This is a genomic window from Ensifer adhaerens, assembly GCF_013283195.1.
Classification (GTDB): Bacteria; Pseudomonadota; Alphaproteobacteria; order Rhizobiales; family Rhizobiaceae; genus Ensifer; species Ensifer adhaerens_G.
On record NZ_JABEKT010000001.1, the window covers coordinates 1727510 to 1745743 of the forward strand.

Genomic DNA, 18234 nt, shown 5'->3' on the forward strand with positions numbered 1-18234 from the left:
GGCGAAAGGAGGTGCGTCATGGGACGCGATGTGATCCGTGGCCTCGCTCGAGCCGTCATATTGGCGGCCGCAGTGACGGCACATCCAAACCCGGCAAGTTCGCAAGCTGTTGCGAACTGCGCCCAGCGATCGGAAGTGATCGAATTTCTCCTGCGCCAGTACCAGGAAAAGCCCGCTGGGATCGGCTTGATCAACCAGCACGCGGTGATGGAAATTTATGCCGCCGACAGCGGCACCTGGACCCTGATCGTCACTGACGTGGCCGGCCGAAGCTGCGTCATCCTCGCCGGGAAAAGCTGGGAGGCGCTGCCACCCCAGCCGGTACCGAAGGCGTGAACCTGTTGCTGCCTGCCAGAGGTGGTCGCCGGGTGCAGTACCCGGCGAGAAATGTCCTGTCTGACGGCCTCAGTTCGGTCGCCCGACGCTGGCATAGGCAAAACCGTGCTTTGCCACTTCGTCCGGCCGATAAATATTCCTGAGATCGACCAGAACCGGTTCCTTCATCACGGCCTTCAGCCGGCGGAAATCGAGCGCGCGGAACTCGTTCCATTCGGTCACGATCACCAGCACGTCGGCGTCAGTGGCGGCCTCGTAAGGGTCTTTGGCAAAATCGAGCCCCTCCATCAGCTTCTTGGCATTTTCCATGCCTTCCGGATCATAGCCGACGACATGGGCACCGGCATCCTGCAGGGTCTGGACCACCGTGATGGCCGGACTGTCGCGCATGTCGTCGGTGTTCGGCTTGAAGGTCAGGCCGAGAACGGCGATCTTGCGGCCGCGCACGTCGCCGCCGGCAGCCGCGATCACCTTGCGGCCCATGGCGCGCTTGCGGTTGTCGTTGATCGCGACCGTTGTCTCGACCAGGCGCACGGGGCTGTCGAAGTCCTGGGCAGTCTTGACCAGCGCCAGCGTGTCCTTGGGGAAGCAGGAGCCACCATAACCCGGGCCGGCATGCAGGAATTTGCCGCCGATGCGGCCGTCGAGGCCGATACCGCGGGCCACATCCTGGACATTGGCATCGACCTTCTCGCAAAGGTCGGCCATCTCGTTGATGAAAGTGATCTTCATCGCCAGGAAGGCATTGCCAGCATACTTGATCAGTTCGGAGGTGCGGCGTGAGGTGAAGACCAGCGGCGCCTGGTTGAGGTAGAGCGGGCGGTAGACTTCGGTCATGACCTCGCGCGCACGCTCATCATCGTCGGCAAGGCCGATGACGATGCGGTCGGGACGCTTAAAGTCCTCGATCGCGGCACCTTCGCGCAGGAATTCCGGATTGGAGACCACCGCGAAATCCGCGTCCGGGTTGGTTTCGCGGATGATGCGCTCGACTTCGTCGCCGGTGCCGACCGGAACCGTCGATTTGGTCACGATCACGGTGAAACCCTTGAGGTTGACGGCAATCTCGCGCGCTGCGGCGTAGACGTAGGAAAGGTCTGCATGGCCGTCGCCGCGGCGCGACGGCGTACCGACGGCGATGAAGATCACGTCGCTGTCGGCAACCGCCGAAACGAGATCGGTGGTGAACGACAGGCGGCCGGACTGGACGTTGCTGGCGACGAGATGATCGAGGCCCGGTTCGAAGATCGGGATGCGTCCCTGCATCAGGGCGTCGATCTTGCTTTCGTCCTTGTCGAGACAGACCACGTCATGGCCGAAATCGGCAAAACACACACCCGATACAAGTCCGACATAGCCGGCGCCGATCATCGTGACTTTCATCTGCTCTTCCTTTTGTTGCGAGAGCTTCGCTTATGCAGAGTATTGGCGACGGCGGTCGTCGCCGATCGGCTCAGGCTTGGCGGGCTGGCGAGCCGGCCTTTTCAGGGCGACCGTAATATTCGTCATACCATGCCGCAAAGCGGGCGACGCCATCTTCCACCGAAATCGACGGTTTGAAATCGGTGAGCGCCTCCAGGAGATCCGGAGACGCATAAGTGCGCGGCACGTCGCCCTGCTGCATTGGCAGCAGGTTGCGCAGCGCCGGGCGGCCGACCGCCTTTTCGATGGTTTCGATGAAGGTCATCAGCTCGACCGGCTGGCCGCCACCGATGTTGACGACCCGGAACGGTGCCTGCAGCGACAGCGTGTCCGCAGCCTTTTCGGATGGCACCCGGTTTTCCTCGGCAGGAACGACATGGGAGAGCCTGAGAATGCCTTCGACCAGATCGTCGATATAGGTGAAGTCGCGGCTCATCCGGCCTTCGCCGTAGATGTCGATCGGCCTGTCGTTGTGGATGGCATCGATGAACTTGAACAGCGCCATGTCGGGCCGGCCCCAGGGGCCATAGACCGTGAAGAAGCGGAAGGCCGTCGTCGGCACCTTGTAGAGATGGGCGTAGCTGTGCGCCATCAGCTCCATCGATTTCTTCGTCGCCGCATAGATCGTCATCGGCTCGTCTGCCCGGTCGGTCTCGGCGAACGGGATCTTTTCGTTGGCGCCGTAGATCGACGAGGTCGAAGCCAGCATCAGGTGCTTGGGGCCGATTTCACGTGCCAGTTCCAGCATGTTCCAGGAGCCGATGAGGTTGGAATCCACATAGGCCTTGGGATTTTCCAGGCTGTAGCGGACACCCGCCTGGGCCGCCAGGTGGATGATGACCTCCGGCTCGGCAAGCTCTGCGGCGTGATCAAGCGCATCCCGGTCTTCCAGCATGCCGACGACCGCCTTGAAGCCGTTGGAGCGGGCGAGGATCGCATGCCGCTGCTCCTTGAGCGTCACGTCGTAATAGGGCGTCATTCCGTCGAAGCCGACGACGAAATGTCCCTCGTCGATCAGTCGCTTGGCAAGGTGGAAACCGATGAAGCCGGCCGTGCCGGTGATGAGGTAGCGCAAGACGATATCCCCAGATTGCGTTGTCGCGCGTTCATACGAAGAAAGCTGGGCGATGGAAAGCCGAAACCGTCATTCCGTGGGGTGGTCGAGGCCTTGCTGCAGGGCGGAAAGGACGGACATCGCGTGGCCGGCATACTGGCTGATCCAGCGATGATGGATGGCCTGGATCGGCATGGCGTTGAGATGGTTCCAGCGCTCCCGGCCCTCACGCTGGACGATCACCAGCTCGGCCTCTTCGAGAACTTTCAGATGCTGCATGACGGTGCAGCGGTCCAGGTTTGAAAACCGCAGGCAGAGCATGCCGGTCGTCTGCGGCTCATCCTTGAGGGCATCGAGGATTTGCCGGCGAAAGCCGTTAGCGAGGGCCTTGAAAACAAGGTCGTCTTTCGATTCGGTTGACATGTTATGTTTTTATAACATATGCTGCACCAGCACAATGGGAGAAGAGGTCATGTCTTTCGAATTCCGGGTGAATGGACGTATCGATCGGCCCGTCGCCGAGGTTTTCGACGCTGTGGTCAATCCGGATCAGATCAGCAGATATTTCGTCACCCTTGGTGGGGTCAGCGGGCCCATGGTGCCCGGCACGACGGTCACCTGGTGGGGCAATGTGCCGATTGAGGTCGAGGCCGTCGAACCGCATGAGCGCATCGTTTTTCGTTGGGATGCGATGGTCGAGAAAGGGGAGGAGCCTTATCGCACCACGGTCGAGATGCGCTTCAAGCCGCTCGACGATGGTGCCACCATGGTGACGATCGCTGAGACCGGCTGGCGCGAAAATGCCCGTGGACAGAAGAGTTCCTACATGAACTGCGAAGGCTGGTCGCAGATGCTGGCCTGCATGAAGGCCTGGCTCGAATACGGCATCAACCTGCGTCAGGGCTACTACGTCAGCGAATTGTCCGGGCAGCCGGCGACCGAACCGCAGCTCTGAGGGAGATCGCCGTGACGATTACCGGTGGAATCAACATCGCTATGAAGGTGCCGTCGCATCAGTACGAGGCGGTCGTCGCCTTCTACCGCGACACGCTCGGCCTGGAGCCCTTCGATGAGAAGGCGCCGGCCAAGGGCTTTATCCTCGGCCCCAACAGGCTCTGGATCGACGAAGCGCCGAACTACAGCCAGGCGGAAGTATGGCTCGAACTCTTCACCGATGACCATGAGGCAGCACTCGGCAGGCTTGCCGAAAAAGGTGTGGTGCGCTGTGACGTAGTCGAGGATCTTGGCGAGGGTTTTCGCGGCGGCTGGATCATGAACCCCGCCAACATCGTGCACATGGTGCGGACGCCGGACGCCTGGTAGGCGTCCGGCGACGGGTTTAGTACATCAGCGGTTCGCCTGCATTTGCCGGCGTCGACATCGGGGCGAGCATCTCGTTCACCGGCGCTTGTGCCTGCAGGACGACGACGCGCGAATCCCTCGGGACGCGGTTGTAGAGGTCGATGATATCTGGGTTGAAGAGCCGGATGCAGCCGCTCGACACGGCCTTGCCGATCGACCAGGCCTCGGTGGTGCCGTGGATACGGAACAGGGTGTCGCGGTCGCCCTGGAACAGATAGAGCGCGCGCGGTCCAAGCGGGTTGCGCACGCCGGGCTCCATGCCGCCGGCAAGCGGACCGTAACGTTCCGGTTCGCGTGCCACCATGCTGGAGGTCGGCGTCCAGCGCGGCCATTCGGCCTTGCGCCCAATGCGGGCTTCGCCTTCAAACTCGAGGCCGGCCTTGCCGACGCCGATGCCATAGCGCATCGCCATGCCGCCATCCTGGACCAGGTAGAGGAAGCGGTTTTGCGTGTCGATCACGATCGTGCCGGGCGGCTCATGGGTGGCGTAGGCGACCTGCTGGCGCAGGTAGCGCGTGTCGACCTTGCTGATGTCGATGGCGTCGAGCGAAAACTTTTCGTCGGGCTTCGGTCCGTACATCGCGACATAGTAGGGATCGGGTCCCTTCGGCTTCGCCGGTCCGCCGCTGGTCACGCAGCCCGCGAGCGTGGATGTGGCAAGAAGAAGGGCGAAGAGCTGCGCCAAGCGGCCGGCGCTGTTCCGGGACACACACATAATCGGGTCAATATTCCTGCTGATTGCATTTCGGGAAGGAGCGGACGTTGCCGCCGTGCATTGCCGTTCTAACGTCGAACATGGCCTCGGGGAGGCGCGAGTATGGCGAAATCGAGGCAATCAACGAGTGTAGCCGAAAGGCGACAGTGCGGGTGCAGCTTGAAAGCGTTTCGTCGCGCCCCTCCACCGGCATCATCGCTTGATCCGCTTTCCATCGCGGGTGTATGCCTTTTTCATGCAATGGAGCGATCAGGCCATCATTCTCGGGATCCGGCGGCACGGCGAAAGCTCTGCCATCGCCGAAGTCATGACGGCGTCCCGAGGTCGGCATCTGGGCATGGTGCGCTCCGGCCGTTCGCGGGCCATGCAGCCTGTGCTTCAGCCGGGAAATACCGTCGAATTGACCTGGCGAGCGCGGCTCGACGAGCACATGGGCGAGTTTCGCATCGAGCCGCTCGAGCTTCGGGCCGCAAGGCTGATGGAGACGGCGACCTCCGTCTACGGCATCCAGGCGCTTGGCGCGCTTCTGCGCCTGCTGCCGGAGCGCGATCCCCATCCTCATCTCTACGAGGCGCTCGCCGTCATCGTCGATCACCTCGAAGATCCGGCTGATGCGGGAGAACTGTTCGTGCGCTTCGAGCTCGCCGTCCTGAACGATCTCGGCTTCGGGCTCGATCTGACCGAGTGCGTGGCGACCGGAGCGCGCGACGATCTCGCCTATGTGTCACCGAAGTCGGGGCGGGCGGTCTGCCGCGCTGCCGGCATGCCCTATGCCGACCGAATGTTGGTGCTGCCGGAGTTTCTCGCCGTCGAGGCACGAAGTGCGGCCGACTATGACAGTCTTGCTGCAGCCTTCCGCCTGACGGCCTTCTTTCTCAATCGCCATGTCTACGAGCCGCGCGGCCTCAAGGTTTCGTCCGCGCGCGATGGTTTCGTCAACGCCGCGCTGAAGGCCTTGAAGCCTTCGTCGTCCGCCGCGTGAGCAAGGAGTACTTAATGTTCCAAGAGCTCTTCCCCGGCATGCCCGTTTCCGGCATCGGCGTTCTGCCGTTGGATCGCGTTGCCAGCGATGGCGGCCTCAAGGTCATGCAGGATCTCTTGAAGGGCGACCTGCCGGCGCCGCCGATGTCGGCGACGCTCAAGTTCGGCCTGACTGAGGTCGAAGACGGTCGGGTGGTCTTCAAGGGGCTGCCGACCGAGGAACACCTGAACCCGCTCGGCACCGTACATGGCGGTTGGACGGCGACGGTGATGGATTCGGCGCTCGGATGCGCGGTGTTCACGACCTTGAAGCCCGGCGAGGGCTACACCACCGTCGAATTCAAGGTGAACCTGGTTCGCCCGCTGCTGCCGGGCATGGGCGAGGTTTTCTGCGAGGGCAAAATCGTCCACCGTGGCCGGACTATCGCCACCTCGGAGGCCTGGCTGCGCGACGCCGGCGGCAAGCTCCTGGCCCACGGTACGGAAACCTGCGCGATCTTCCCGATCGACAATCTGCGCCGATAACGGCGGACCGTCGCCAGCCCGATTTTGATATTGCACTAACCGTCGTTTGACCGCGCTCGCCTTCGAAGGCGCGTGCAGAATTTAAACATTTGCGCGAAGAGATCGAAGCTCTCAACCGTCTATGCCTTTGGCGGCCGCGCAAAAATCTGTATGGTCACGGTCGGCCTGCGAATGTAGCCGCCAGGGGAAAACATGATTGAACTGATTGCCTTAGTCGCATTTGCTCTGGCGCTCTCCGCCTTCTTGAACGGTCGCAAGACAAGGGAACGGTTGGACAGCGAAGTCGCAGCGCTCAAGAAAGAGATCGCACGGCTGGGCGCGACGCCGGGCCTTATGCCAGCGGCAGACGACATCGCTTCGGAGCAGGCGGCCGCGGGTGCCGAACGCTCCGCCGAGGCAGCGATCGACGATGACGAAGGTGTCGAAACGCTCTCGGCGAGCGCCCGCGAAGGGGCGAGGATCTTCGGTAACGCCGAATCGGCTGCGGTCGAAACCGCGCCCGACGAAGCCCTGTCGGCGAGCGTCGAGGCAACCACCGTCGACGGGACAACAACTCGGCAGGTCGAAAGCCTCGAAAGCCGTCTCGGCGCACGCTGGGCCGTCTGGGTCGGCGGCATAGCGCTGGCGCTTGGCGGCGTCTTCATGGTCAAATATTCGATCGATGCAGGTCTCTTAAGCCCGGCCGTCCGGCTGACGCTCGCAGCCCTTTTCGGCCTGCTTCTGGCCGGTGCCGGCGAGGTTATTCGCCGTCGCGCCGTACCCGTCATCGCCAACGAATTCCAGAATGCGATGATCCCGGGCATTCTGACGGCCGCCGGTGCCGTCACACTCTTCGGTGTCGCCTACGCGGCCTATGAGATCTATGGCTACATCGGCACGACGACTGCCTTCGTTCTGCTGGCGATGATTTCGCTTGGCACCGTGGGCCTGTCGCTGCTGCACGGGCAGGCGTTGGCCGGCCTTGGCTTGCTGGCGTCACTGATCACACCGTTGCTGGTGTCGAGTGACGAGCCACGCCCGTGGGTGCTTTTCGGCTTCCTGTCGGTCGTCTGGCTGGCGACGCTGCTGGCGTCGCGGCTGCGGCGCTGGATGGTGGTGCCGACGCTTGCCAATGTCGGCATTGGGCTCTGGGGGCTCGCCTATGTCACCGCCGTCTCGCCCTTCGAGGCGATTCCGGTCGCCTTCGCGCTGCTGGTGATGCTCCTGGGTGTTGGCTTCGTCTGGCCGGGTGCCGCGGAAACAGACATGGACGCGCTCGCCGCGCCGTTGCCGGAGGTGACGAACCGCCCAGTTGCGGTTGCAGGCCCCTGGGAGAAGCTGTTCACGCCGGCCTATGCGGCGATCAGTGTGTCCGCCGCCATCGTCGCCACCGTGCTGGCGCTGATCTTCATCAGCCCGGCGGTCAGCGCTATCAGCTATCCCGTCAAGGAGTTCTTCGTCGTCATTGCAGCCCTGGCAGCGCTCGGGGCATCGCGGGCAAATGCCGTCTATCTGGCCCTGCTGTCTGCTCTCGGCGCCATCGCCGGCATCAGCACTCTGACGGCGCTGAGCGGCGTGCTTGCCTATCTCGATCCTTCGCTCGCAGGCATTGCGCCCGAGATCGTCCTGCCGAGCCGGACCGCGACGCTGACCGCGCTGCTGCTGGCAACGCTGTTCGTCTTGTGCGGCGCGTTCGTGCTTTCCCGCCGCCTGCGGGAACACCCGCAGTTTGCCATCCTCTGGGCCGGCATTGCCGCCGCCGTGCCCGTCGCGCTCACGATGATGTCGTTCCTGATGACGGGCAACTACGCCTTCGACCTGCCGCACGGCCTTTACGCGCTCGTCGTCGGTGGCGGCTTGCTGGCCTTTGCCGACTGGCTCTATCGTCGCAACAGTGAGACGGAAGGTCTGGATATCGCTGCAAGCCTTCTCGTCGGCGGTTCCTTCGCGCTGTTAGTCATTGCGCTGCATGCCTGGACGGACGGCCTGGCCACGACCCTGGCGATCGCTTTGCTTGGGACCGCCTATGCCGGCGCGACCCGCGTCCGAACCTGGCCGATCTTGCCCTGGATGACAGGAGCAGCCGCAATCGTCGTCCTCGGCCGCATCGCCTGGGAGCCGACGATCGTCGGAGCGGAAAACCTCGGCACCACGCCGGTGTTCAACGCACTGTTGCCGGGCTATGCCATTCCGGCACTGTTGCTCGTCGCCTCCGCCTATCTCGTTCGCTCCTGGCCGGATGTGCGTGTGCGCAACCTGCTGCAGGCGCTGGCGAGCCTCTTCGTGCTATTGACGCTGGCGATCCTCGTTCGCCATGCCATGAACGGCGGCGTGCTCGACAGCGCCGTGCCGACGCTCGGCGAGCAGTCGATCTACACATTGCTGGCGATCGGTGCCTCCGGCGTGTTCATGACACTCGACATGAAATCGCCAAGTCCTGTCTTCCGCTATGGCGGCATGGGGCTCGGGGTGCTCTCGATGCTCTCGGTTCTCTCCGCCCATCTCTTCGGGCTCAACCCCTATTTCAGCGGCGAGCTGCTCGGACGCATCCCGTTCTTCGATCTGCTGCTGATCGGCTATCTCCTGCCCGGCATCGGCTATGCCGCTCTCGCCTGGTACGCCCGCGACAAGCGCCCGCTGCCTTATGTGATGGCGCTCGCCGTCAGCGGCGCGGTCCTTGCCTTCGCCTGGGCGACGCTCTCGGTGCGCCGTCTCTGGCAGGGCGAAAACGTTGTCGACTGGAAAGGCTTCCTGCAGGGTGAGACCTACACCTATTCGGTCGTCTGGCTGCTGCTCGGCGTCGCTCTGCTGGTGCTCGGTTCGCGCTTCAATGCCAAGAGCATTCGCATCGCCTCGGCCGTGCTCGTCTTCATCGCCGTGCTGAAGGTCTTCCTGATCGATATGTCCAATCTCGAAGGTTTCCTGCGCGCACTGTCCTTCATCGGGCTCGGTGGCGTCCTGATCGGCATCGGCCTGTTCTACCAGAAGATCCTGTCGGGCGTCGGCGTGACGCAGCAGCCTTCCGCCGCGCCGACACAGCCGCAATAGGAAATGGACGTGACCCGAAGTTCAGCCCTGGCTGCCGCGTTCGCGCCGCATGCCGACCTCGCCGCCGTTTTGCTGCCGCAGGCCTTTGCTGCAGACGACGGTTCGCACGATGCATCCCACCTGATCCGCGTCTGGAAGAATGCCGCGCGGATCCATGCGGAGGAGGGCGGCGCTGAACGCGTGCTTGCCGCAGCCGTTTTGCTGCACGACTGCGTTTCGGTGGAGAAGAATTCACCGCATCGCATGCAGGCCTCGAGGCTGGCGGCGGAAAAGGCAACTGACATCCTGCGCAATCTCGATTGGTCGGCGGAAGACATCGTGTCGGTCGCCCATGCGATCCTCACCCACAGCTTTTCCGCCAACATCGCGCCCGAGACGATCGAGGCGAAGATCCTGCAGGACGCCGACCGGCTTGATGCGATCGGCATGGTCGGTGCCGCCCGCTGCTTCTACATCGCCGGACGCATGGGCAGCGGCCTCTACGACCCGCTCGACCCCTTGGCCGAGGATCGCGAGCTCGACGACAAGGCCTTTGCCATCGACCATTTCGAGACCAAGCTGTTCAAGCTCGCCGACGGTTTCCAGACGGCTGCCGGCCGCAGGCTGGCGCTTGAGCGCCAGCAGCGGCTGCGCGATGTGCTTGCCATGATGCTGGATGAAATCTAAGTCTTTCAACCCATTGCTGCCGTCCGGTGAATCAGATCGCGAACGGCCTGAATCAATTTCTGAACGGGGAGCGTTTTCGATGAAGGTGACCGGACTGAACATTCATCCGCTGAAGAGCGGCCGGGCGATCCCGCTTGAGACGGTCACCGTCAACCTCGACGGTTTCGAGGGTGACCGTCGTTTCATGCTCGTGGAGCCGGACGGGCGCTTCATCACCCAGCGCGAACTGCAGACGCTCGCCCAGGTCGAGGCACACCACATCGATGGCGGCGTGCATTTGAAGATGGGTGATAGGGCGCTCTCTGTCCGGTTCGATCCGGACCAGCGGCTCGGCGTTCGCGTGTGGGCCAGCGACGTCGACGCGGCGGTGGCCGACGATGCCGCAAACGAGACCCTGTCGACCTGGTTCGGCCGGCCCGTCAAGCTTGCCCAGATGGATGCCTCGGCGGAACGCTTCGTCGGTGAGGAGTGGGCCGGCACCGCAGCCCCCGTCGGGTTTGCCGACGGCTTTCCTATCCTGATCACCACGACCGGCTCGCTCGCGGATCTCAACAGGACTCTCGCGCAAAAGGGGCAGGAGCCCGTCGGCATGGACCGTTTCCGCACCAACATCCTGCTCGATTGCGACGAGGCCTGGGACGAGGATTTCTGGGAGAGCCTGGAGATCGGCGGCATCCGCTTCGATTTCGTCAAGCCCTGCGCCCGCTGCATCATGACCACCCAGGATCAGATCACCGGCGAGCGCATCGGCGGTAATCCGATCCAAGGGCTGGCTGAAAAGCGCATGTCTGCCGACCGCCGCGTCGCCGGCGTGCTGTTCGGCTGGAACGTCGTGCCGCGCGGCGAGGGCGTCTTGAAGCTCGGCGACGAGGCCCGCATAGTCGGCCGGCGCGCCGAACGCTGGCCGATGAAGGTACGCGCCTCCGCTTGAGATGCGGAAGCGCCCCGTTGCGTCTGCCTCAGAACCAGGGCGTGACACCGAGCAGTTTTGCTCCGAGGTCCGAGAGGTTGGCGGGCGTCGCATTGTGTTTTTCCCATTCGCGCGGGTCGCCCGGAAAGGCGTCGCGCTTCGGATGGTCGAGCTCGCGCCAGAGCCGCATGCGTTCTTCGCGTTCGGCCCTGTTGTCCCACTCGGCCGGGTGCATGGAAATGTACTGCGCCATGCGCACTCTTCCATCGGAATGGTTGGGCCGCACGCCATGGGCAAGCAGACTGTTGAAGATCATCAGGTCGCCGGCCTCCATCTCGATGTTGACGGTCGACAGGCCTGACATGTCGGGGTGCATCGGGTCCCTGTCGGCGGGTTGTGTCTTTTCCCAGGCCTCGAAATTCTCGAACAGCGCGGGCACGCACTGAAAACCACCGACGTCGCCATCCTGCTTTTTCAGGCTGAGCACGCCCTGGACACCGATCGGCAAGGGCCGGATCGAGGTGTCGACGTCCCAGTGGATGAATCCGTTGGGATTGCCTTTGACCTTCTTCGGCGGGTTGAGATTGGCCCGGTCGATCGTCACCCAAAGGTCTTCGCGATCCCAGATGTCGACGAAGGCGCCGTAGACGCGCGGCTCCTGGCGATTGTCCCAGAGATACTGGTGATTGTAGATCTCCAGCATGCCGGTGCCGTTTAGTTCCTTCATCTTATGCTCGCGGCGCTGCGGCGCGTACCAGGTTGAAGGGTCGGTGGGATCCTTGTCGTCGAAGCGCCAGAGCAGGTCGACGAGCCGCTCGACATTGGCGGCCGGGACGGCCTGCCGGACGATGACGTATCCCCTGGTGATCCAGTGCTGCCAGTCTTCCTCCGAAAGCACGCGCAAGGGCAGGCGCTTCTTGATCTCCTTCAGCTGAGTGTCGGCGACGGTGGTGGGATGGCTATCTCTGAGCATGCGCATGGGCTCCTCTCATCTGCGTCTGTCTGTCGATGCAGAAAGATTAGGCGTTCCGTACCGGGGTATGTTGCCCTTCAAAGGCAAAGTTTGATACTAATCTGGCGTCATCGAGAGGTTTGGCGCAATATGAAGGCCGTTCTACAGAAGATTGCCCGACCGACGGACGCATCATCAATCCTGCTCGACCGTCGGCTCGACGATTGCATTCCGTTTCAATGGCATCACCATCCGGAGTTCGAGCTGACCCTGACGCTGAATTCGCGCGGCCAGCGTTTCGTCGGCGATCACATCGGGACCTATGATGACGGTGATCTCGTGCTGGTCGGGTCGAACCTGCCGCACACCTGGCTTTCTTCATCCAAGGTCGATGAAGCGGCGCCGCATGTGGCGCTGGTGCTCTGGTTTCATCCCGAGTGGGTGGAGCGGATGCAGGACGGTTTCGTCGAGCTCGGCCCGGTGAGGGCGATGTTCGATCGCTCGGCGCCCGGGCTGCAGTTCTCGCAAGATGCCGCGCGTCGCGTCCGGCCTTTGTTCGAGCGGCTGCGCACGCTGGCGCCGGAAGAGCGGTTGCCCGACGTCCTTGCCTTGCTGACCATCCTTGCGCGCGACGAACACGCAGCCCCCTTGTCGAACCGGGTCGTCGCACCTTCGGGGCGAGCCGTTGATCGTGGTCGGCTCGATCGCGTGCTCGACCATATCCATCTGAACTATGCCGAAAACCCTTCGATGGACGAGCTTGCGGACATTGCGGCCCTCAGCCTCTCGGGCCTGCATCGCCTGTTCCTGCGCCATCTCGACATGCCGATCTCGGAGTATCTGATGCGGCTCAGGATCGGCGAGGCCTGTGCATTGCTGTCTGGAACCGGAAAGTCCGTTGCCCATGTAGCGGAGATGGTCGGCTATCGCTCGATCGCCAATTTCAACCGCCAGTTCAAGGCGCAGAAGGCTATGACCCCACGGCAGTTTCGCGAGAAGTTCCAGGCAAACAGATGAAGTTTTCCGGGGCCATCAATTCCGGTGATCGCGCCGTCAATTTAATTGGCTTTTATCTATTTTAGCGCCCGCGTAGGATCTTGGCTCGTCATCAGGAGAAGACCTATGTCCGCTATTTCGGGAGCATCCGTGCCGTCGAGCGTCCGCCAGGAAATGCCCTGGCTGATCATCGCCGCCGGCTCGATCGTCGCGATGCTCACCTTCGGTCCGCGCTCGGCAATGGGTTTCTTTCAACTGCCGATGCTGGCCGATACAGGGTGGGACCGTACGACCTTCGGTCTCGCCATGGCATTGCAGAACCTGTGCTGGGGCGTGAGCCAGCCGTTCTTCGGCGCAATCGCAGACAAGTTCGGCACCTGGCGTGTGTTGACCATGTCCGGGCTTCTCTATGCTTCGGGTCTCATCATCATGGCCCACGCCGATGCGCCGATCTGGTTGCACATCGGTGGCGGCGTGCTGATCGGCATGGCCGTCGGCTCCGGCTCGTTCGGCATTCTGCTTTCCGCCTTCGCCCGCAACGTCACGCCGCATCAGCGCTCCATGGCGTTCGGCATCTGCACGGCGGCGGGCTCGGCCGGCATGTTCCTGTTCGCGCCTCTCAGTCAGGGGCTGATTTCCGCCTACGGCTGGTCCGACAGCCTTGTCTATCTCGGCGTACTGATGCTGCTCGTGCCGCTCTTTGCCATTCCGTTGCGTGGAAACTCGTCCTCCGGCATCCAATCCGAAACACAGTACAAGCAGTCGATCGGCGAGGCGTTGAAGGAGGCGCTGGGGCATAAGAGCTACGTCCTGCTGGTCTCGGGCTTCTTCGTCTGCGGCTATCAGGTGGCGTTCATCACCGCGCATTTTCCCGCCTATATCGGCGACATCGGTATCGATGCCCGTTATGCGGTGATTGCGCTGGCGCTGATCGGGTTCTTCAACATCATCGGCTCGCTGTCTGCCGGCTTCATCGGTCAGCGCTACTCCAAGCCCTATTTCCTCGCGTGGATCTACATCGCCCGCTCGGTCGCCGTCACAGCATTTCTGCTGCTGCCGCAATCGCCGACCTCGGTCATCGTCTTTGCGATCGTCATGGGCCTGCTCTGGCTTTCGACCGTGCCGCCGACGAACGCGCTTGTCGCCATCATGTTCGGTACGCGCCATCTCGGGCTGCTTGGCGGCATCGTATTTCTCTCGCACCAGGTCGGCTCGTTCTTGGGCGTGTGGATGGGCGGATACCTCTATGACCACTTCGGTTCCTATGATCCGGTGTGGTGGCTGGGTGTGGCGCTCGGCCTGTTTGCCGCCGTCGTTCATTGGCCGATCGAGGAAAAGGCCGTTGCCCGGCCGGCCGTGGCCTGAAGAAAACCGTGAACGCAACGTCGCGAAATGCGACGTTGCGTTCTTGAAATCTGTCACAAAACTTTCTAAATCAACCCATGCGGCTTTGCCGCTTTTGTTTTGGTTCAATTATGCTCAGTTTGAGCATAATTGAAGAGCCGCCCGAGAGAGGGGCGGAGAGGAGACTTCGATGACGCAGCTCGATTCCCGTACGCAAGGCGTGGCGAACCCGGTTTTTGTAAGCGCCGCCCAGCGCTTCGGCATCATCGAACGACCTGAGCTTGCTTTCACGCCGGCGGTCGCACGCGAGACGGAGCACCTCTACGACAAGGTGAAAGACTTCATTCCGGCCATCGAGTGGCCCGTTTATGCGCCCTACGTTCACGCCATCAACCGGCTGAAGAAGGAGCGCAACGCCGTCATCCTCGCCCACAATTACCAGACGCCGGATATCTTCCATTGCGTCGCCGATATCGTCGGCGATTCGCTGCAGCTTGCCCGCGACGCCGCCAAGGTCGATGCCGAGATCATCATCCAGTGCGGCGTGCACTTCATGGCCGAGACCTCGAAGCTGTTGAGCCCGGAAAAGACGGTGCTGATCCCGGACGGCAAGGCCGGCTGCTCGCTGTCGGAATCGATCACCGGTGCCGACGTGCGCTTGTTGAAGCAGCGCTACCCCGGCGTTCCCGTCGTCACCTATGTCAATACCTCTGCCGACGTGAAGGCCGAGACCGATATCTGCTGCACCTCATCGAACGTGCTTGCGGTCGTCGAGAGCTTCGCCTCGGACACGGTGCTGTGCATCCCGGACGAATATCTGGCGATGAACGTCGCCCGCCAGACCAACAAGAAGATCCTCACCTGGAAGGGCCACTGTGAGGTGCACGAGCGCTTCACCGCCGCCGAATTGCTGGCCTACAAGGAGGCCAATCCGGGCATCGAGATCATCGGCCATCCCGAGTGCCACCCGGATGTGATTGCCGTGTGCGATTTCGCCGGCTCGACATCTGGCATGATCAACTACGTCAAGGACAACCGCCCGTCGAAGGTCCTGCTCGTCACCGAATGCTCGATGGCGTCGAACATCCAGGCAGAGATCGAGGGGGTCGAGTTCATCAAGCCGTGCAACCTCTGTCCGCACATGAAGCGCATCACGCTGCCGAAGATCCTCGACAGCCTGCTGACCATGACGGAAGAGGTTCTGGTCGATCCCTCGATCGCCGACCGGGCGCGCCTTGCGGTCGAGCGCATGGTCAACCTCAAGCAATAACACCTGGCGGGCGAAAGGCCCGGCATACAAGCATGCGCTGGAGGAGAGCCGCACCATGCTGAGAGATCATTTCCGCCCGCAGTCCTTCAACGGGATTGACGACATCGTCATCGTCGGCGGTGGCCTTGCAGGCCTCTTCTGTGCGCTGAAGCTCAGCCCGCGGCCGGTGACCATTCTGGCCGCAGCCCCGATCGGCCACGGCGCCTCGTCGGCCTGGGCGCAAGGGGGCATCGCCGCGGCGATGAGCCCCGGCGATACCTTCGAAAAGCACGTCGCCGACACGCTGACCGCGGGTGCCGGTATCGTCGACGAGAAGATGACGCGCATGATGGTGGCCGAAGGTCCGGCGCGTATCCACGACCTGCTTGAATATGGCGTACCCTTCGACCGCGATCTCGAGGGTAAGCTGATCCTGTCGCGGGAGGCGGCCCATTCGGAGCGCCGCATCGTTCGCGTCAAGGGCGACATGGCCGGCAAGGCGATCATGGAAGCGCTGATCACGGCGGTGCGCAACACGCCCTCGATCCGGGTCATCGAAGGCTACGTGGTCGAAGAGCTGGTGCGCGAGGGCCGCTTCATCTCCGGCGTCATCGCGAGGCCCGATGCCGGTCAGTCGAAGAAGCGCGTTTCGTTCCCGGCGCGCGCCGTGGTTCTCTGCTCCGGCGGCATCGGCCACCTCTATGCGGTGACGACCAACCCCTGGGAAGCCTGCGGCCAGGGCCTCGGCATGGCGGCGAGGGCGGGCGCAATCATCGCCGATCCGGAATTCGTCCAGTTCCACCCGACCGCCATCAACATCGGCAAGGATCCGGCGCCGCTTGCGACCGAAGCCTTGCGTGGCGACGGCGCCCATCTCATCAATTCGGCCGGGCACCGCTTCATGCTCGACATTCACCCGGATGGCGAGCTCGCCCCGCGCGACATCGTCTCGCGCGGCGTCTTCGCCGAGGTTCAGGCCGGACGCGGTGCGTTTCTCGATTGCACCAAGGCGGTCGGCAAACATTTCCCGGATATGTTCCCGACGGTCTATGCCTCCTGCATCGGTGCCGGCATCGACCCGGTGACACAACCGATTCCGGTCGTTCCGGCGGTGCATTATCATATGGGTGGCGTTCTGACGGATGCCGAAGGTCGCACCTCGATCGACGGTCTTTGGGCGGCCGGCGAAGTGACGTCGACCGGCGTGCACGGCGCCAACAGGCTCGCTTCAAATTCTCTGCTGGAGGCCGTGGTCTTCGCGGCGCGCATCGCCGAAAACATCAAGGGCACCCTGCCGACGCCGCAGCTGACCCAATGGGGCGACAACGCCGGCGAGAACGACGATCCCGTCACGGTGGAAGACAGCCCGCAGCTCACCGTCCTGCGCGGCCTGATGAGTGACTGCGTGGGCGTCGTCAGGACGCGCGAGAGCCTGTTGCGGGCGATCCGCCAGATCTCGGCGCTCGAGCGCGACAATGCCCGCATGCGCTTCACCAACATCCTGACCACGGCCAAGCTGATTGCCGTCGGCGCGCTTCGGCGCACCGAGAGCCGTGGCGGCCATTACCGCGCCGATTGCCCTTCGGAGCAGCCGGAGTGGCGCCGCCGCACCTACCTGACGCTGGCCGAGGCGAACCGCCTGGCGGCCGAGGTCGCGGAAACCGAAACGGCCTGACCATGACGACGTCATGGCCACGGCCTTGAGAAGACAGACAGGGAATAACGACCAGATGACCGCAGCCCTTCGCCCCGAACTGCCCGCCCTGATGGTCGAGGATCAGGTCCGTGCCGCCTTGCTCGAAGATCTCGGCCGCGCCGGCGACATCACCACCCTGTCGACCATCGGGCCGGAACTGATGGCAACGGCCGGAATGAATTCGCGGGATCCAGGCGTGATTGCCGGGCTCGAACTGGCACGAACGGCGTTCCGTCTCATTGACCCCGCCATCGTCTTCGACGCTCTGGTTGCCGAGGGTGACCGCGTGACACCGGGAACGGCGATTGCCCGGATCTCCGGCCGCGCCCGCGGGCTTCTTTCAGCCGAACGCGTCGGCTTGAACTTCCTCATGCATCTCTCGGGCATTGCCACCTACACGGCGAAATTTGCCGACGAGATTGCCCATACGCGCGCAAAGGTCTGCTGCACGCGCAAGACCATTCCCGGCTTGCGTGCTTTGGAGAAATACGCCGTTCGCCTCGGCGGCGGCTCCAACCATCGCTACGGCCTCGACGATGCGGTGCTGATCAAGGACAACCACATCGCTGTCTCCGGCGGCGTTGCCGGTGCCGTTCACGCGGCTCGCGCCTACTGTGGTCATCTGGTCAAGATCGAGATCGAGGTTGATGGCCTCGACCAGATGCGTGAGGCTTTGACGGCGGCACCTGACGTCATCCTGCTCGACAATATGGGGCCGGATCGCCTGCGCGAAGCCGTGGCCATCAATGCCGCCCATTGGCAGCTTGGCGGCGACGCCTATGCCGCCGATCCCAGGCGCACGCGTCTCGAAGCTTCGGGCAACGTCAAGATCGACACTGTCCGTGCCATCGCCGAGACAGGCGTCGACTATATCTCGACCTCCAAGATCACCATGGCGGCACCGACGCTCGACATCGGTCTCGACGTTGCGATCAAGCGCTGAAGTTCCGCAGCAAAGGTTGAAGCGCCACGCGCAAATCGATGAATCGACTCCGGTTT

Annotated in this window: 18 protein-coding genes; 13 read left to right on the forward strand and 5 right to left on the reverse strand. The window is 62.9% G+C overall.

The annotated features are described in order from the left end of the window. Positions 1-18: 18 nt before the first annotated feature. Positions 19-336: a hypothetical protein gene (locus LPJGGPFB_RS08130; protein ID WP_173419512.1), complete on the forward strand. Its 318-nt coding sequence runs from the start codon at positions 19-21 to the stop codon at positions 334-336. Between the two features lie 69 nt (positions 337-405). Here LPJGGPFB_RS08130 and rkpK read toward each other — a convergent pair whose 3' ends face one another. From rkpK to LPJGGPFB_RS08145, 3 genes are all read right to left on the reverse strand, one after another. Further along, entirely contained in the window at positions 406-1719 is a 1314-nt protein-coding gene (rkpK, locus tag LPJGGPFB_RS08135; protein ID WP_173419513.1) for a UDP-glucose 6-dehydrogenase, read from the reverse strand. Between the two features lie 70 nt (positions 1720-1789). Continuing rightward, complete coding sequence (locus LPJGGPFB_RS08140; protein WP_173419514.1) at positions 1790-2833, reverse strand: NAD-dependent epimerase; 1044 nt, start codon at positions 2831-2833, stop codon at positions 1790-1792. A gap of 69 nt (positions 2834-2902) precedes the next feature. After that, positions 2903-3235: an ArsR/SmtB family transcription factor gene (locus LPJGGPFB_RS08145; RefSeq protein WP_173419515.1), complete on the reverse strand. Its 333-nt coding sequence runs from the start codon at positions 3233-3235 to the stop codon at positions 2903-2905. Between the two features lie 49 nt (positions 3236-3284). Between LPJGGPFB_RS08145 and LPJGGPFB_RS08150 the strand changes: the two genes are divergently transcribed. Together LPJGGPFB_RS08150 and LPJGGPFB_RS08155 are read left to right on the forward strand one after the other, a co-directional pair. Further along, entirely contained in the window at positions 3285-3767 is a 483-nt protein-coding gene (locus LPJGGPFB_RS08150; protein ID WP_173419516.1) for an SRPBCC domain-containing protein, read from the forward strand. Between the two features lie 41 nt (positions 3768-3808). Continuing rightward, positions 3809-4135, forward strand: coding sequence for a VOC family protein (locus LPJGGPFB_RS08155; protein WP_210264452.1), 327 nt, complete (start codon positions 3809-3811; stop codon positions 4133-4135). Between the two features lie 16 nt (positions 4136-4151). On the opposite strand, the gene LPJGGPFB_RS08160 is transcribed toward LPJGGPFB_RS08155, so the two are convergent. Further along, positions 4152-4889, reverse strand: coding sequence for a L,D-transpeptidase (locus LPJGGPFB_RS08160; protein ID WP_173419517.1), 738 nt, complete (start codon positions 4887-4889; stop codon positions 4152-4154). A 235-nt stretch (positions 4890-5124) separates the two neighbouring features. Between LPJGGPFB_RS08160 and recO the strand changes: the two genes are divergently transcribed. The 5 genes from recO to LPJGGPFB_RS08185 all read left to right on the forward strand — a co-directional run bounded on the left by recO (position 5125) and on the right by LPJGGPFB_RS08185 (position 11019). Continuing rightward, positions 5125-5871 (forward strand): DNA repair protein RecO, encoded by a 747-nt coding sequence (gene recO / locus LPJGGPFB_RS08165; RefSeq protein ID WP_173419518.1) that lies wholly within the window; start codon positions 5125-5127, stop codon positions 5869-5871. A gap of 14 nt (positions 5872-5885) precedes the next feature. Beyond that, the gene (locus LPJGGPFB_RS08170; RefSeq protein ID WP_173419519.1) at positions 5886-6395 is read left to right on the forward strand and encodes a PaaI family thioesterase; all 510 of its coding nucleotides are present in this window, start codon (positions 5886-5888) and stop codon (positions 6393-6395) included. A gap of 192 nt (positions 6396-6587) precedes the next feature. After that, complete coding sequence (locus LPJGGPFB_RS08175) at positions 6588-9422, forward strand: DUF2339 domain-containing protein (RefSeq protein ID WP_173419520.1); 2835 nt, start codon at positions 6588-6590, stop codon at positions 9420-9422. Positions 9423-9431: 9 nt separating this feature from the next. Continuing rightward, positions 9432-10088, forward strand: a complete 657-nt coding sequence (locus LPJGGPFB_RS08180; RefSeq protein WP_173419521.1) for an HD domain-containing protein — start codon at positions 9432-9434, stop codon at positions 10086-10088. A 79-nt stretch (positions 10089-10167) separates the two neighbouring features. Then, the gene (locus LPJGGPFB_RS08185) at positions 10168-11019 is read left to right on the forward strand and encodes an MOSC domain-containing protein (protein WP_173419522.1); all 852 of its coding nucleotides are present in this window, start codon (positions 10168-10170) and stop codon (positions 11017-11019) included. Between the two features lie 28 nt (positions 11020-11047). Here LPJGGPFB_RS08185 and LPJGGPFB_RS08190 read toward each other — a convergent pair whose 3' ends face one another. Then, on the reverse strand, positions 11048-11971 hold the full coding sequence (locus LPJGGPFB_RS08190) for a phytanoyl-CoA dioxygenase family protein (protein WP_173419523.1): 924 nt from the start codon (positions 11969-11971) through the stop codon (positions 11048-11050). A 129-nt stretch (positions 11972-12100) separates the two neighbouring features. On the opposite strand from LPJGGPFB_RS08190, the gene LPJGGPFB_RS08195 reads away from it, so the two are divergent. From LPJGGPFB_RS08195 to nadC, 5 genes are all read left to right on the forward strand, one after another. Further along, positions 12101-12967 carry a helix-turn-helix domain-containing protein gene (locus LPJGGPFB_RS08195; protein WP_173419524.1) on the forward strand — a complete coding sequence of 289 codons (867 nt, stop codon included), beginning with the start codon at positions 12101-12103 and terminating at the stop codon, positions 12965-12967. Positions 12968-13072: 105 nt separating this feature from the next. After that, on the forward strand, positions 13073-14311 hold the full coding sequence (locus tag LPJGGPFB_RS08200; RefSeq protein ID WP_173419525.1) for an MFS transporter: 1239 nt from the start codon (positions 13073-13075) through the stop codon (positions 14309-14311). A 169-nt stretch (positions 14312-14480) separates the two neighbouring features. Next, positions 14481-15560: a quinolinate synthase NadA gene (gene nadA / locus LPJGGPFB_RS08205; RefSeq protein ID WP_173419526.1), complete on the forward strand. Its 1080-nt coding sequence runs from the start codon at positions 14481-14483 to the stop codon at positions 15558-15560. Positions 15561-15615: 55 nt separating this feature from the next. Then, a complete protein-coding gene (locus LPJGGPFB_RS08210; RefSeq protein ID WP_173419527.1) occupies positions 15616-17214 on the forward strand; it encodes an L-aspartate oxidase in 1599 nt (532 codons plus the stop codon). Positions 17215-17269: 55 nt separating this feature from the next. After that, positions 17270-18178: a carboxylating nicotinate-nucleotide diphosphorylase gene (gene nadC, locus LPJGGPFB_RS08215; RefSeq protein WP_173419528.1), complete on the forward strand. Its 909-nt coding sequence runs from the start codon at positions 17270-17272 to the stop codon at positions 18176-18178. The last annotated feature ends 56 nt before the right edge of the window (positions 18179-18234 follow it).

Coding starts and splice junctions, on each gene's coding strand:
- LPJGGPFB_RS08130 (WP_173419512.1), top strand. CDS start 19: ATGGGACGCGATGTGATCCGTGGCCTCGCTCGAGCCGTCATATTGGCG.
- rkpK (WP_173419513.1), bottom strand. CDS start 1,719: ATGAAAGTCACGATGATCGGCGCCGGCTATGTCGGACTTGTATCGGGT.
- LPJGGPFB_RS08145 (WP_173419515.1), bottom strand. CDS start 3,235: ATGTCAACCGAATCGAAAGACGACCTTGTTTTCAAGGCCCTCGCTAAC.
- LPJGGPFB_RS08150 (WP_173419516.1), top strand. CDS start 3,285: ATGTCTTTCGAATTCCGGGTGAATGGACGTATCGATCGGCCCGTCGCC.
- LPJGGPFB_RS08155 (WP_210264452.1), top strand. CDS start 3,809: ATGAAGGTGCCGTCGCATCAGTACGAGGCGGTCGTCGCCTTCTACCGC.
- LPJGGPFB_RS08160 (WP_173419517.1), bottom strand. CDS start 4,889: ATGTGTGTGTCCCGGAACAGCGCCGGCCGCTTGGCGCAGCTCTTCGCC.
- recO (WP_173419518.1), top strand. CDS start 5,125: ATGCAATGGAGCGATCAGGCCATCATTCTCGGGATCCGGCGGCACGGC.
- LPJGGPFB_RS08170 (WP_173419519.1), top strand. CDS start 5,886: ATGTTCCAAGAGCTCTTCCCCGGCATGCCCGTTTCCGGCATCGGCGTT.
- LPJGGPFB_RS08175 (WP_173419520.1), top strand. CDS start 6,588: ATGATTGAACTGATTGCCTTAGTCGCATTTGCTCTGGCGCTCTCCGCC.
- LPJGGPFB_RS08185 (WP_173419522.1), top strand. CDS start 10,168: ATGAAGGTGACCGGACTGAACATTCATCCGCTGAAGAGCGGCCGGGCG.
- LPJGGPFB_RS08190 (WP_173419523.1), bottom strand. CDS start 11,971: ATGCTCAGAGATAGCCATCCCACCACCGTCGCCGACACTCAGCTGAAG.
- LPJGGPFB_RS08195 (WP_173419524.1), top strand. CDS start 12,101: ATGAAGGCCGTTCTACAGAAGATTGCCCGACCGACGGACGCATCATCA.
- LPJGGPFB_RS08200 (WP_173419525.1), top strand. CDS start 13,073: ATGTCCGCTATTTCGGGAGCATCCGTGCCGTCGAGCGTCCGCCAGGAA.
- nadA (WP_173419526.1), top strand. CDS start 14,481: ATGACGCAGCTCGATTCCCGTACGCAAGGCGTGGCGAACCCGGTTTTT.
- LPJGGPFB_RS08210 (WP_173419527.1), top strand. CDS start 15,616: ATGCTGAGAGATCATTTCCGCCCGCAGTCCTTCAACGGGATTGACGAC.
- nadC (WP_173419528.1), top strand. CDS start 17,270: ATGACCGCAGCCCTTCGCCCCGAACTGCCCGCCCTGATGGTCGAGGAT.